Source organism: Exiguobacterium sp. s101 (assembly GCF_018617835.1).
GTDB lineage: Bacteria > Bacillota > Bacilli > Exiguobacteriales > Exiguobacteriaceae > Exiguobacterium > Exiguobacterium marinum.
Genome location: NZ_JACSKX010000001.1, coordinates 131,584 through 145,989 on the forward strand (window position 1 = coordinate 131,584; position 14,406 = coordinate 145,989).

Below are 14,406 nucleotides of genomic sequence, written 5' to 3' on the forward strand. Positions count from 1 at the left end.
TCATAACAGTTTTTTATCGTGAAGAAAATACAGACCCTGTCCGTTTTCGTGCTTCAAGCTGAATGCGGAAACAGTATCGTAAAATCGTTTCCTGGTCACGTGATGTCAAATCTTCAAAGGCTAAGGAAAGTTCCTGTTTCACTTCTTGCTTATGTATCCGCACAAGGCGGCTCTTTACACGGAAGAGCTGAGGTGTACCATGTTCGTCTTCAATTCGAAAGACGACGATGAGCGAATCATCGACATCGACCGGCGCACGGTTGGCGATGATTTTCATCCCACCAGCGGAAACGTCGAGCGACATCGTCTCGAATGATTCAAAACTATCTCCGTCGGTCGCGAGCACTTTCACGTCAATCATTTCAGGGACTCGTAAGTATTCACGACGCTGGATCCGTTTGATTTTTTTCTCGTCCGGCATATTGAAGGCGTAGCGAAGCGTCATCTGTGCATCGCTGATTCGTTTCACGACTTTTGTATCGAATGCATACAATTGATTTTCTCCTTGAAAGAAATAGACTCGCAGCTGTTCCTCTTCATGTAAAAAAAACGTTTTTAACGTCGTCATGTCGCTCGGGGATTCAATCCATACGACTTGATCAGTAATGGCGGCAATCTTCGTTTTCCCCTCAGCGCGCCCTTCCAATTCAATTCTCAACTCTTGACCTTCTTTTAACATACTTATTCTTCCCCTTTATTTAAATTGACGACGATTAGACAGATTGGCAGCTCGTACGAGCAAAAGTGCCACCATCCATAAAATGACGATATAGAGCACGGCAGGCAGTTTGTGGTTCGGTTCAAGAATCAAAATCAAATCGAACGTTCCGTGAATGACCGTTGCGGAAAGGACCGCCATGAATAGCCACAGACGTTCACGTGTCGAGTGCTTTGCCCGTCCTAAACAATAACCCATCACGACTGCGAACAGAGCATGTCCACTTACCGGCAGAACGGCTCGCCAAATCGCGATTTCTAATGAATCATACACCCATAAGTATAAAAAATTCTCCAATGTCGCAAAGCCTAATGAGCAGGCGACCGCATAGAGAATCCCGTCGTAGTAATCATCAAAGACTTTATGTATATATATTGTATAATAAATCATAAACCATTTAAAAAACTCTTCAAGTAAGGCAGTAGTGATATACGCCTGCCAAAACGGTCCAGTAAGCACTCCTTCTTCAACGAACGCATATTGGATAAACATGATCGGAAACACGAGAACGGCCCCGGCCACGAAAGAACGAATCACATATCCGAGCGGTTCTGCTTCTAGTTCATGGCGAAGATAGAAGTAGGATAGAAGGGCGAGCCCAGGTGCAACCGCAGACAAAGCGATTGCGATCATCATACATCTCCCCTTTCTTTCTTTAGCATACACTGAATTGCTTGAAAGAAAAAGTATAGAACGCCTAGAAAATGGAAATCTTCGTAAAAATAATTAGGAGGACATCTATGAATCATTTATTACTCATCCACACCGGCGGTACGATCGCCATGTCTCAATCTGGCACTGGTCACGTAGAACCAAGCGACGTCAATCCGATTGATGCCACACTTCCGAAAGCGACAGATATCGCTCATATTACAACGAAACATTTTTCGAATATCCCGTCACCACACATGACACCAGAAAAAATGCTTGAGTTGGCGCATTTTATTCAACGAGAATTGACGCAAGATACGTATGATGGGGTTGTGATCACACACGGTACCGATACGCTTGAAGAGACTGCTTACTTTCTGCAGATCACGCTCAGCGCACCAGTCCCAATCGTCTTGACGGGTGCAATGCGTTCCTCGAATGAAGTCGGTTCGGATGGAGAATTCAATTTAATTACTGCCCTTCGTGTCGCAAAAAGTGAAGCCTCCCGTGGAAAAGGGGTACTCGTCGTATTTAACGGCGAAATCCACTCGGCTTTCAACGTCACAAAAACCCACACTTCTTCGGTCGATACGTTCAAATCCGTCCACTTCGGAAATGTGGGTATGGTCACAAAGGACCACGTACTCATCTATAGTCAACCGATGACTAGACAGCCGAAAATGATTCCATCCATCACAAAACGCGTCGCGGTCTTGAAAGTTGTTGCCGGGATGGAACCTGATTTACTCGAATCTGTGATCACTCTCGGATACGACGGACTCGTCCTCGAAGTGTTAGGCCAAGGGAACGTCCCACCGTCTCTTCTGTCAGCACTCGAACATTTGGTCGAGGAAATTCCAGTCGTGATTGTTAGTCGTTGCTTCAATGGCATCGTGCAAGATGTATATGGATATGATGGTGGTGGCAAACAATTGAAAGAAATGGGCCTCATATTCTCAAACGGATTAAATTCACAAAAAGCCCGACTCCGGCTGCTCGTGGAACTCGAGTCCGGTTCCTCACAGTCAGTCATGGAACACAGTTTCAGTTTCCAACAATAACCTTGCGCACAAGCGTCTCCTTCCCTACAATGAGCAAAGAGGTGATTTTCAGTGAATAAACAAGCGATTATTGTCGGCGCTGGACCATGCGGTCTTTCGGCGGCCATCGAGTTAGAGAAGATCGGGGTTTCTTGTAGTGTGATAGAACGGGGAAATATCGTCGATGCAATCTATCGATATCCGACACATCAGACGTTCTTCTCATCTGCAACCCTGTTAGAAATCGGAGACATCCCGTTTATATGTAAAGACTTAAAACCACGAAGACAAGACGCACTCGTCTATTATCGGGAAGTCGTCACGCGCACCGGACTAAACGTTCACCCGTTTGAAACGGTTGAATCTGTCGAAAAAACCAATGACCGCTTCGTCGTGACTTCAAGACATGACCGACGCGGCGTCACAGTTCGTGAAGCGGACTATGTGATTTTAGCCACAGGGTATTACGGACGTCCACGTATGCTCGATGTACCAGGTGAATCGTTGCCACACGTCCATCATTATTTCAACGAGGCACATCCCTATTACCGTCAACACGTTACGATTATCGGCGGGAAGAACTCCGCTGTCGATGCTGCGATTGAGCTCGAAAAAGCCGGGGCATATGTCATAGTACTCTATCGAGGCGACTCGTATAGTCCTTCCGTCAAGCCATGGGTCCTCCCAAACTTTGATTCGCTCGTCCGTCATGAGAAAGTCCGAATGGAATTTGGCGCGACAATTGATCGAATCACTGAGGACGGTGTCTATTATCATCAATCTGGCGAAGAAAAACATGTTGATGCGGATTACGTTCTCGCAATGACCGGTTATCAACCAGACCATCATTTATTCGAAAGCTCAGGGATTATCATCGATGAAGAGAGTGGGGTCCCGACATACGACGAAGAGACGTTTGAAACAAACGTCGAACACTTGTTCATCGCTGGTGTTGTGGCAGCTGGGAACGATGCGAACAAGATTTTTATCGAAAATGGTCGATTCCACGGCAAGGCGATCGCAGCTACAATTGCGAATCGAATCCAAGTTTAGCTCCCGCGCCTACATCGATAAACCGCAAAGTATAGATAAAAAAGTTCGGTCAACTTGAGTTGACCGAACTTTTTTTGATTAGACCCAACCGCGAAAACGTGACGCTTCCGCCATCTTCCGTACACCGACCATATAGGCAGCCAGACGCATATCGACTTTACGGGCTGAAGATGTATTGTAGACTGTATTAAACGAATGGACGAGCACTTTTTCAAGTTTTTCTTCAACTTCTTCTTCCGTCCAATAATAACCTTGATTGTTTTGTACCCATTCGAAGTAAGAAACCGTGACACCACCACTTGATGCCAAGACATCCGGCACAAGAAGAATGCCACGCTCTGTCAAAATTTTCGTCGCTTCGTTTGTCGTTGGACCATTCGCTGCTTCGACAACGATTGAAGCTTTGATGGCGTCCGCATTCTCTTCTGTGATTTGGTTCTCGATTGCTGCCGGTACGAGAATGTCACAATCAAGTTCTAACATGTCTTGATTCGAGATTGTATTTTTGAACAATGTCGTGATTGTACCGAATGAATCGCGACGATCTAACAAATATGGGATATCGAGACCGTTCTCGTCATGGATGGCACCGTAAGCGTCGCTGACCGCGATTACTTTCGCTCCAGCATCGTACATGAACTTCGAGAGGAAGCTACCAGCGTTCCCAAACCCTTGAACGACGACGCGTGCTCCTTTGAGTTCGATGCCACGACGGAGTGCCGCTTCCCGAATCATGATGGCCACACCCTTCGCAGTTGCTGTCTCACGTCCATGCGAACCACCAAGGACGAGTGGTTTACCAGTGATAAATCCAGGTGAGTTGAACTCATCGATTCGGCTATACTCATCCATCATCCAAGCCATGATTTGTGAGTTCGTAAACACATCTGGTGCTGGGATATCTTTCGTCGGTCCAACAAATTGGCTGATTGCGCGAACATAACCGCGACTTAAACGCTCAATCTCACGGAAGCTCATTTCACGTGGGTCGCAGACAATTCCGCCTTTTCCTCCACCGTACGGCAAGTCGACAATTCCTGCTTTCAAGCTCATCCAAACAGACAATGCTTTGACCTCTACTTCAGTTACGTTCGGATGGAACCGAATGCCTCCTTTTGTAGGTCCGACCGCATCGTTATGTTGGGCACGATATCCTGTAAATATTTTCGTCGAGCCATCGTCCATGCGAACTGGGATCCGAACGGTCAGCATGCGAAGCGGTTCTTTCAACAACTCGTACATCTCATCTGGATAGCCTAGTTTATCTAAAGCTTCGTGAATCACCTCTTGTGTCGATTCCAAGATGTTTTTTCGTTTTTGATGACCTTTTTCTTGATCCGTTATCATGAAGGTTTCCTCCCCTAAATTGTCAATTCTCCCCCAAGAATTAACCTCGTATTCGTTTAAAAGTATAGCCGATACGCGTTCAATTTGAAAGGGTTTTACAAAAATAATGAAAGCGTTTTCTTTAAGGCTAGAATAATCGTTCCCTTACTTCGTTTCACGATTTAATGCTAAATCGATGAAACGATCTAAGAGTTCCCCATAAGAGATACCAACTGTTCTTGCGCTATCCGGGAACAGGCTAAGCGGTGTCATACCAGGTAATGTGTTCGTTTCTAAAATATAGGCTTCTCCTATGTCAGAGACCAAAAAATCTGAACGCGAGTACCCTGAACAACCTAGCGCGCGGTGTGCGAGTATAGCAGCCTGCTGAACTTCTTCCGTTAGTTCTACTGGAATTTCAGCCGGACAAACATGAATCGAACCACCTTCTGTATACTTCGATTCATAATCGTAAAACTCATTTTTTGGAATGATTTCGATTACGGGTAACGCTTCTTCTTGCCCAAAGCTCCCAATCACCGGCACAGTCAATTCTTTTCCTTTGATATACTGTTCTACGAGAACCGCTGAATCACATGCGAACGCCTTCTCAATCCCAGTGCGCAACATCCCCTCATCAAACGCGATCGTCAAGCCGTTCGAAGACCCTTCTTGGGCAGGTTTGACAACACATGGGAACCCATTTCCCCACTCCCTTACTTTCGCATCAATAGACTTTGGGGATTCAATCAAAACATCCCGTGCAACACGAATGCCAAATGCAGCAAAAATAATCTTCGCTCTCGCCTTGTCCATCGCGAGGGCCGACGCCAACACACCTGATCCTGTGTACGGGATACCCGCCATCTCTAGTAAAGACTGGACTCGACCATCCTCTCCATACTTTCCGTGCAACGCACTGACGACAACATCGACATCTAATGTCAACAACTCGTTCGCTCGTTCAGGATGAAAGTCGATGGCCGTGACCTCGTGACCACGTTCCTTCAGTGCTTCAATCATCCCTCGTCCGCTTGTGAGGGAAACCTCTCGTTCTCCTGACACTCCACCATATAAAACAGCGACTTTCATTCCAATCTCTCCTTCAACTAACTACTAAAAATTCAAGTCTAATCATAACACGGACACCTTAAAAACAATAGGAACAGAAAAGTAAAAAAAGCCGTACTCATGCGAACGCATCGTACAGCTCTTTCACGGCTTGTTTCGTTTGAATTGTGTTTCCGTACTCCATCATGACGTATGGACTTACCGTAGTCGTTTTTCCATACTCGGACAAGATGGCAGCAAGCCTTTCTTCCACTTGTGCAGGAAGCACCTCCACAAAGTGGAGATAATAACGACCTTCATAGTGATAAAGCGCCCCACCCTGTTCGGTTTCATGTATATGTGGAAAGAGACGAATCGAAGCGTTGATTACATCTTCAAGCTCCTCGAACTGATAAATCAAGTGGTGAATCACGTCAATTGTCAGTCGAATCTCGACCTGCTCGATATCAAGCTCGGCAATTGCTTCACCTTTTTGAACATCGATGACGAGTCCATCACGAGGAAACATCGTCACGTTTAAATCAACCGCGCCTTGTGGAGAAAAGCCATACTCACTCTCTGCTGTTTCAAGCAACTCTTTCCACAGCTGTTGACCATTTTCTCCTACAATCGTATCGATGGCGATTCCACGTAACGAGAGTTCATTTGCAGTCACATATACACGAAGATGTTCTTTTGTTTGTTTTTCAAATCTCAATCGAAAACCTCCAGTGAATAATCAATCCTACTAATAAGCTACTCCCGTTTTAATCCCGTGTCAAATAGTTGATAACCATTTGGTCCATTCTTCCGGTGAGTCCCCAAGAAATGCTCCATTGAATCGATCCCGCTCGAGACTGACCGCATATCCACCTGCCCCGATTTTCAAATCAGAATGCTCTTCTTGAATATAATCGATGGCATCTAATAGGTCGGGGATATGTTCTGTCAGTGTGCATGCAAAAATGAGGCAAGTCGTATCAATATCATGCAATGCCTTACTCAAGTCTTCTTTCGGGAACCCTGCTCCCAAAAAGACGACATCGTATCCATGTTGACGTAAGTAAAGTGTAACGAACAACAAACCAATCTCATGCATTTCACCGGGCGCACATACACATGTAATGCGTGGAAGGAATGGATTCATCGGCATTTGAAGAGACAAAGTGGAGAGCCTTGCTCGTAAAAATGCCGTCGCAAAATGCTCATGAGCGATGGTAATCGATCCTTCTTCCCAACGTGAACCTATATCCATCAGGAGCGGTCCAATGATGTCCTTTGTCACTTTTTCAAAACTAAATGTATTAAATGCGCGATTGATTAAGTCGTGCGCTGACCGCTCATCAAAAGAGAGCAACGCATGAAGCAGTCCATCCTTCAATTCTTCGTCATATAACTTGGTAGATGATGGCTCTGGCTCTATTTCCGGCGCTTGATGTAGCTGTTGAATCGCTTGCGAGACACTCAGACCTTCTTTTTGTTTATCGACCACCCATTTAATTTTTTCCACATCTTGATCTGAATATAGGCGGTGACCAGATTCCGTTCTGCTCGGTACAATAAATTGATAGCGACGCTCCCAAGCGCGAATCGTCGTAGGATTAACGCCCGTTAACGTCGCGACCGTTTTTATAGAGTATTTCGGCATCTCCGCCCTCCTCTCATACTCGTTCTATGATTTTAGTATATCCTCATTCTAAAAGGTTTACCCCTTTTATTGTGCAATCGTGTGTTTTTATAATTCGTCAATTAAAAAAGGGTGCGAACCTTGCTCGCACCCTACTTCAAAATATGGCATGTCGCCCGATATATATGAAAATGAGAATAATCGCTAACATGGCGAAAGTTAATGTCATCGCCAACGGGCGCTTCATCCAGTTATCATTTAACTTTCTCTTTCGTTCGTGCTCTTGTCTCTCAGATCGAGACGGCAATGTGTCCGCCAACTGCTCGCGTAAAGAATCCGCTTGATTCCGATGTCGCAACATATGCCCTCCTTTACCTTTTTTATCATTTTACTATGATATTATTCAAAGGAAAAGATTTGCGTCAACCGTATTTTCCATTCCGTCACATTTTCCCGAACGATTTTAGGTGTGTCTGGGAACACGATGGGGCCACATATATCGCAACATTCGTTTTGTTCAATCGTTGGTTCCGAAAAGTAGCGTAGTAAATAATCGCGCCGACACGTGCGAATGAGTGCATAATCCATCATCTGTCCAAGCTGACGGTATCGGTCGCGCCTTCTTTCTTTTACCCAATCCAGTGCTTCTTGAAGAGAACGTTCGGACAACAACTGCTTTAACAACAAGAATTTTGAATCTTCTTCATTCATTTTTAGTAAACGCGGTAACTGCGCTAGAGATGTGCCGTTCTCACGCTCAAAATACGCCAAACGAACATCCTCGTCTTTTGGATATTGACCGTCAATCAAAAACTGTTGGATTCGCTCGTCCCCATCTGCATATAGGAGCACAGCAAACGCAGGCTGTCCATCGCGTCCGGCCCGGCCGATTTCCTGCATATACGCTTCGACCGTCGCAGGTAATTGGAAGTGGATGACCGAACGAACGTTATCTTTATTGACCCCCATTCCGAACGCGCTTGTACAGACCATGACCGACACCTCGTTTCGTAAGAATTGAGATTGCACGAGTCGTCGGTCTTCTGTAGACATTCCACCGTGATAAAACAATGCGTCTTCTAGCTCAAACGCTAGCGCCTCTGCCTCCCGACGTGTTGCCGTGTAAACGACGATCGGTTTCGGAATCTCTCGAACTAATTCCTTCAGTCTCTCGAGTTTCTTCTCTTTCTCCAGTCGCTCGACCATTAATCGAATCTCGGGTCGATTGGCTGAATGAACGAATTGTTCGGGTGAGAAGAGTGCTAACTTCTCAACGATATCCTGCTTTACGCTCTCAGGAGCCGTCGCCGTGACCGCCATACATTGCGGGCTGCCGATTTGCTTTCGCAACTCGCCTAACCGGGCATATTCTGGTCTAAATTCATGGCCCCATTGGGAGATACAATGCGCTTCATCAATTACAAGCATTTGAATTTTCACATTCGCCAACGCACGCGTGACATAAGGAACAGCCAATTGTTCGGGTGAGAGATATAAAAAACGATAACGCTTCAAATGATTGATGATGTCCTGCTTTTCTTCAATCGACTCCATAGATGTCAATCGGGCTACGCCACGCTCACCACGTTCCCGGATATGAAGCATTTGATCCTCAATCAGAGAGAGTAGCGGCGAGACGATGACCGTCAAACCTCCATTCTTTATGTAGGAGGGGAGTTGAAACGTCAACGATTTTCCCGCACCGGTCGGCATGACGGCCAAGACATCCTGTCCTTTCACCACTGCTTGAATGATGTCGTGTTGACCAGGTCGGAACGAATCATATCCAAAGACTCGTTTCAATGTCGATTCATACAAATGTCTCACCTCGTTTCAGCCTTGCGAACACAAGACGTATTTGAAAATAGCTGACGTTACCCATTTCTTCAAAGAGAGGCTTCAAAGCCCAACTGACCGGATCTCGTAATTTTTCGATGGCGACAATGTCCTGCATCGGCACAAATTGTTCGAGCGGGAAGACAGCTAAATACATCGCCATCTCCACCACATGGTCTTCAATCGTACTCGTCCGCAATCGACGCCTTGCCTGAACTTGATCGAATGTGTATCCCTTCAGAAAGAGGTCATACGATTCATGCGCAGAATACGTCATCCGGTCTGTCGATAACCCATACGTGAACCCTCGGATTTTCGCATCTTCCGGTAACACTTTCAGCAACTCGTTCCATCCTGCCAAAAAATAGAGGCGGGCCGTTTCGGCATCGACATCAAGCAAACTAGCAATTTGTTCATACGTCAATCCTGTTTCGAACGCTCCAGTAAACCGGTAGACGACCGCAGTCGCATACGGATCCCCAACGTGATCAAGCGCTTTTTCAATCTCTAGATGGAACGTCCGCATGAGCGCTTTCCAATCACGATCGAGTTGCAATAACTGTTTTACCCATTGCTCTGCAGGACGGTCAGCTTGAACCGGATAAAATGTTCGCGCATGCTCTTTAGACATGAAGGTTTGCACGAATAAACTCAACCTTTTCCACGTTGTCGCATTATAGTCGCGTCGTTCTCCACCTAACCGATTGAATAAACGCTCAACAGCCTCAGGTGATGAGATCATTTCGCCTGCTTTCGTCAATTTGAATTGTTTTCGGTCCAACCACCCCCGTTTTTCAAATCCTTTCAACATGGACTCATATGAGTATGTCGCTTGCGGAAACTGTCCAAAAATAGACTCTAACTCATAGAAGAACGCATCTTGTAACGTTGTGGCCGAACGTTTCCCGTTCAGAACATGAAATAGACTACGTTCACTCCGTTCTCCATTTAATCGTTTAATGGCCAGCAGTAAAATCCCATCCGCTAAATGAACCAAATCGTCACTTCCTTAAAAAAACATTATCGTACCAAAAAGACACTCGTTTCCTCATTGAAATAATTGGGTATGTAGACTACAATTACTCATAGTCAGTAGAATGATTTCTAAGAGAAACAAACCGTTTGGAGGGTTATTATCATGGCAAAATTTACTATCGTCGATAAAGATACATGTATCGCATGCGGAGCTTGCGGCGCAGCGGCACCAGATATTTACGATTATGATGATGAAGGTCTCGCGTTCAACTTGATGGATGACAACACAGGTACTGTTGAAATCCCTGATGAATTACACGAAGACATGATGGATGCATTCGAAGGTTGTCCAACTGATTCAATCAAAGTGGCGGACGAATCATTCGACGGCGATGCTCTAAAATTCGAATAATTTACGAAGGACGTATCGGTCATTTGACTGATATGTCTTTTTTCATGTCTTTTCGATTCACTCTCTTCTAATCATGACAGCTCTAGCCAAGTATAACAAAAAAGGTTGTTTGGCTTAAGTACCAAACAACCTTATCATAGTGGACATATGTCCTATTTCTAATCAGCGTTTCCCTTTAATATATGGGATACCGACCGACTTCGGTGCATCCGCACGCCCGACAAGACCAGCGAGTGCAAGAATCGTGAGCGCATATGGCGCAATCAACAGGAGAAGTTGTGGCACATTATTGATAATCGGCAAATTACTTCCGATAATCGAGAGCGCCTGCGCAAATCCAAAGAACAGTCCGGCGCCTAGCGCACCGAGTGGATTCCACTTCCCGAAGATCATTGCGGCAATCGCCAAGAAGCCTTGACCAACAATTGTCGTTCCACTGAAGTTCGTCGTAACGGTTACAGCATATACTGCACCGGCAAGACCACCAAACGCACCAGAGAGCATGACACCCATGAAGCGCATTTTCGTTACGTTGATCCCCATCGTATCAGCTGCCATCGGATGCTCACCGACTGAGCGAAGGCGAAGTCCAAACGGCGTCTTAAAGATGACGAACCATACGACAAACGCCAAGGCAATCGCCACAAATGATGTATATTGAACGTTAATGAAGAACATTTTGAGTACAGGAATATCTGATAAAAACGGTACGTTCTCTTTCGCAATCCGATATTCAATAAAGTCAGTTTGACCTTTATTGTAGAGCACACGTACAACAAAGATGGCAAGACCAATCGCGAGCATATTGATTGCTACCCCAAGAACAGTTTGGTCCGCGCGCCACAGAATCGCAGGTACGGCCAAAAAGAGAGAGAATAATGCACCGACTACCATTGCTACAAGCAAGGCAATCCATGGACTGAAGACGCCAGCACCTAAATCAGTTAAAGTAAGCGTTGTGATAATCCCAGTCGCGGCACCGATGATCATAATTCCTTCGAGAGCAATGTTGACGACACCAGAACGTTCGCTGAAAATCCCACCGAGTGCTGCGATAATGAGTGGAGTCGCATAGGCAAGTGCAACCGGTACGACGATATAGAGGACTTCTAAGAAGCTCATTTTTTCTCCACTCCTTTCTTACGATTTCCTTTTAGTTTTTCTACGACATAGTTGATGGCGTAACCAGATGCCACAAAGATGACGATTGCTGCAATGATGACTTTGACGAGTTCTGACGGTACGTTCGCACCAAGTTGCATCGCCAAACCACCAATATTCAATCCTGCAAAGAGAATCGCGGCGAGAACGACACCGATCGCTGTATTAGCTCCTAAAAGGGCCACGGCAATCCCATCAAATCCGACACCTGTGAACGATGCCGATAAAGTCATACTTCCGAATGTTCCAAGACCTTCCATAGCTCCAGCAAGTCCAGCGAACATACCTGAAATGACGAACGACAGGACGATATTTCTGTTTACGCTCATTCCTGCATATTGAGATGCATTTTTGTTGAACCCAACTGCACGTAACTCATAACCAAGCGTCGTACGCTGAAGAATATAGTAGTACACAATTGCTGCAAGGACAGCGACGAGAACACCCCAGTGAAGTCGAGAATATGTCGTCAACTCTTGTAGCCAAGGTGATGCGAGAGATGCAGACTCATTTATTGATTCTGTCCGTTCGTTCGTCACACCGATGACATTACGCAAAATCGCATTTGTCGTATAAAGTGCGATATAGTTCATCATAATGGACGTGATGACTTCATGGACGTAAAACTTCGCTTTCAAGAATCCTGGTACGAAAGCCCAAATTGCTGCTGCGATCATTGCTGCGAGAAGCGCGAGCGGCAAGTGGATGAACATCGGCAAACCATCGAAGTTGATTCCTACATATACGGCCGCGACCCACCCAATCAATACTTGACCTTCTACCCCGATATTGAAAAGCCCTGTACGGAAGGCGAACGCAACGGCAAGACCCGAGAAGATGAGCGGTGCAGCCGCTCGCAGCGTTTCGCCGATGGCATACGGACTACCAAACATTCCTTCGAATAATGAGATGAACCCTTGAACCGGGTCGTAACCACCGATCAACATGACGATGGCACCGACGAGAAGACCTAAAATAATCGATAGGAATGGAATGAGGAGCTGGTTTAAACTTAATTTTTTCATTCTGTTTCGTCCCCTCTCTGACCGCCGGCCATCAAGAAGCCAAGTTCTTGTTCAGTCGTCTCTTTCGGATCACGAATCCCCACGATTTTCCCTTCGTAAAGAACTGCAATACGGTCGGATACGTGTAAAATTTCATCAAGTTCGAATGAGATGAGCAAGACGGCGCGTCCTTTTTCACGCTCTTTAATGAGCTGTTCATGAATAAATTCAATCGCACCGACGTCAAGACCACGTGTCGGTTGTGCAGCGATGAGTAAATCTGGTGAACGGTCGACTTCCCGGGCGATGATTGCCTTCTGCTGGTTCCCTCCCGAGAGCGCACGCGCCGGCACATCGATAGATGGAGTTCGGACGTCAAACTTCTCAATTAACGTCTTCGCCTTCTCTGCAACAGCTTTGTAATTCATTAGCCCTCGCTTAGAGAAAGGTTCTTTGTAATACGTTTGTAAAACCATGTTGTCCCGAATCGAGTAGTCGAGGACGAGTCCGTGTTTATGACGGTCTTGCGGAATATGTCCGATGCCGGATTCTGTCATCTTACGCGGTGTTTGACCAGTCACATCTTTCCCATTGAGCTGAACTTTTCCTGATTCCGGTTTTTTAAGACCCGTAATCGCTTCAATTAACTCGGTTTGACCGTTACCATCGATTCCAGCAATTCCGAGCACTTCCCCAGCCCGAATTTGTAAGTCTAATCCTTCAACGACCTTCAATCCACGGCTGTCTTTAACGACGAGCCCTTGAACATCGAGAACAACTTGTTGCGGTTCTGCTTTTGAATACTCAGCAGCGAAGTTGACTTCACGCCCGACCATCATTTCAGCCAGACTATCTTCATTAACCGTTTCATCCACTTCAACCGTTCCAATGTAGCGACCACGACGAATGACCGTACAACGGTCCGCCACTTGCATGATTTCCTTCAGCTTGTGCGTAATCAAGATGATCGACTTACCTTCAGCAATCAAACGTTTCATAATTTGGATAAGTTCTTGAATCTCTTGCGGCGTCAACACTGCCGTCGGTTCGTCGAAAATCAAAATATCCGCTCCACGATAGAGCGTTTTCAAGATTTCTACTCGTTGCTGCATACCGACCGAAATATCTTCAATCTTCGCATCTGGATCAATTTTAAGTCCGTACTGTTCTGAAATATCCATTACCTTTTGACGAGCTGACGCGCGATCGATTGTCACACCGCTCTTCGGCTCAAGTCCAAGGATGATGTTCTCCGTGACGGTAAACTTTTCAACCAACATAAAGTGTTGGTGGACCATCCCGATCCCAAGATCATTGGCGATGTTCGGATTCTCAATATCAACTTTCTTCCCGTGTACGCGAATCTCTCCACCTTCAGGCTGATATAGACCAAATAACACGTTCATGAGCGTCGACTTCCCGGCCCCGTTTTCTCCTAGAAGCGCATGGATTTCTCCTTTACGCAATTGGAGCGTGATATTATCGTTCGCAACGAACGTACCGAACTCTTTGCGAATATTTAGCATTTCAATTACATATTCCAAGGAAGTTCA

General features: G+C 45.8%; 15 protein-coding genes. 3 read left to right on the plus strand and 12 right to left on the minus strand.

Going from position 1 to position 14,406, the window contains the following annotated elements; all coding sequences use genetic code 11:
* Positions 1 to 13: 13 nt before the first annotated feature.
* A complete protein-coding gene (locus KNO76_RS00690) occupies positions 14 to 679 on the minus strand; it encodes a flagellar brake protein (protein WP_214881471.1) in 666 nt (221 codons plus the stop codon).
* 15 nt (positions 680 to 694) lie between these two features.
* Entirely contained in the window at positions 695 to 1,351 is a 657-nt protein-coding gene (prsW, locus tag KNO76_RS00695) for a glutamic-type intramembrane protease PrsW (protein WP_026826183.1), read from the minus strand.
* 107 nt (positions 1,352 to 1,458) lie between these two features.
* Between prsW and KNO76_RS00700 the strand changes: the two genes are divergently transcribed.
* Both KNO76_RS00700 and KNO76_RS00705 read left to right on the plus strand, forming a co-directional pair.
* Complete coding sequence (locus KNO76_RS00700) at positions 1,459 to 2,430, plus strand: asparaginase (protein ID WP_214881474.1); 972 nt, start codon at positions 1,459 to 1,461, stop codon at positions 2,428 to 2,430.
* A gap of 51 nt (positions 2,431 to 2,481) precedes the next feature.
* Positions 2,482 to 3,462 (plus strand): YpdA family putative bacillithiol disulfide reductase, encoded by a 981-nt coding sequence (locus KNO76_RS00705; protein WP_214881477.1) that lies wholly within the window; start codon positions 2,482 to 2,484, stop codon positions 3,460 to 3,462.
* A gap of 78 nt (positions 3,463 to 3,540) precedes the next feature.
* Here KNO76_RS00705 and KNO76_RS00710 read toward each other — a convergent pair whose 3' ends face one another.
* The 7 genes from KNO76_RS00710 to KNO76_RS00740 form a co-directional block, all read right to left on the minus strand.
* A complete protein-coding gene (locus KNO76_RS00710) occupies positions 3,541 to 4,809 on the minus strand; it encodes a Glu/Leu/Phe/Val family dehydrogenase (protein WP_214881480.1) in 1,269 nt (422 codons plus the stop codon).
* Between the two features lie 144 nt (positions 4,810 to 4,953).
* Positions 4,954 to 5,880 carry a D-alanine--D-alanine ligase gene (locus KNO76_RS00715; protein WP_214881484.1) on the minus strand — a complete coding sequence of 309 codons (927 nt, stop codon included), beginning with the start codon at positions 5,878 to 5,880 and terminating at the stop codon, positions 4,954 to 4,956.
* Positions 5,881 to 5,977: 97 nt separating this feature from the next.
* Entirely contained in the window at positions 5,978 to 6,556 is a 579-nt protein-coding gene (locus KNO76_RS00720) for an adaptor protein MecA (RefSeq protein ID WP_214881487.1), read from the minus strand.
* Between the two features lie 60 nt (positions 6,557 to 6,616).
* Positions 6,617 to 7,486: a MerR family transcriptional regulator gene (locus tag KNO76_RS00725; protein WP_026826189.1), complete on the minus strand. Its 870-nt coding sequence runs from the start codon at positions 7,484 to 7,486 to the stop codon at positions 6,617 to 6,619.
* A gap of 136 nt (positions 7,487 to 7,622) precedes the next feature.
* A complete protein-coding gene (locus tag KNO76_RS00730) occupies positions 7,623 to 7,823 on the minus strand; it encodes a hypothetical protein (protein WP_026826190.1) in 201 nt (66 codons plus the stop codon).
* Between the two features lie 41 nt (positions 7,824 to 7,864).
* Positions 7,865 to 9,292: a RecQ family ATP-dependent DNA helicase gene (locus KNO76_RS00735; RefSeq protein ID WP_353047849.1), complete on the minus strand. Its 1,428-nt coding sequence runs from the start codon at positions 9,290 to 9,292 to the stop codon at positions 7,865 to 7,867.
* Positions 9,276 to 10,298: a YpbB family protein gene (locus KNO76_RS00740; RefSeq protein ID WP_214881493.1), complete on the minus strand. Its 1,023-nt coding sequence runs from the start codon at positions 10,296 to 10,298 to the stop codon at positions 9,276 to 9,278. Before KNO76_RS00740 ends, KNO76_RS00735 begins: the two co-directional genes overlap by 17 nt.
* A 141-nt stretch (positions 10,299 to 10,439) precedes the next feature.
* Between KNO76_RS00740 and KNO76_RS00745 the strand changes: the two genes are divergently transcribed.
* Positions 10,440 to 10,688, plus strand: a complete 249-nt coding sequence (locus KNO76_RS00745) for a ferredoxin (RefSeq protein ID WP_026826193.1) — start codon at positions 10,440 to 10,442, stop codon at positions 10,686 to 10,688.
* A 162-nt stretch (positions 10,689 to 10,850) separates the two neighbouring features.
* Here the strand turns inward: KNO76_RS00745 and KNO76_RS00750 are convergent, their stop codons facing one another.
* The 3 genes from KNO76_RS00750 to KNO76_RS00760 are packed head-to-tail and all read right to left on the minus strand — an operon-like array spanning position 10,851 to position 14,397.
* Positions 10,851 to 11,810 (minus strand): ABC transporter permease, encoded by a 960-nt coding sequence (locus KNO76_RS00750; RefSeq protein ID WP_026826194.1) that lies wholly within the window; start codon positions 11,808 to 11,810, stop codon positions 10,851 to 10,853.
* Positions 11,807 to 12,874, minus strand: coding sequence for an ABC transporter permease (locus KNO76_RS00755; RefSeq protein WP_026826195.1), 1,068 nt, complete (start codon positions 12,872 to 12,874; stop codon positions 11,807 to 11,809). The genes KNO76_RS00750 and KNO76_RS00755 overlap by 4 nt, the downstream gene beginning before the upstream one ends.
* Complete coding sequence (locus KNO76_RS00760) at positions 12,871 to 14,397, minus strand: ABC transporter ATP-binding protein (protein WP_214881496.1); 1,527 nt, start codon at positions 14,395 to 14,397, stop codon at positions 12,871 to 12,873. The genes KNO76_RS00755 and KNO76_RS00760 overlap by 4 nt, the downstream gene beginning before the upstream one ends.
* Positions 14,398 to 14,406 lie beyond the last annotated feature (9 nt).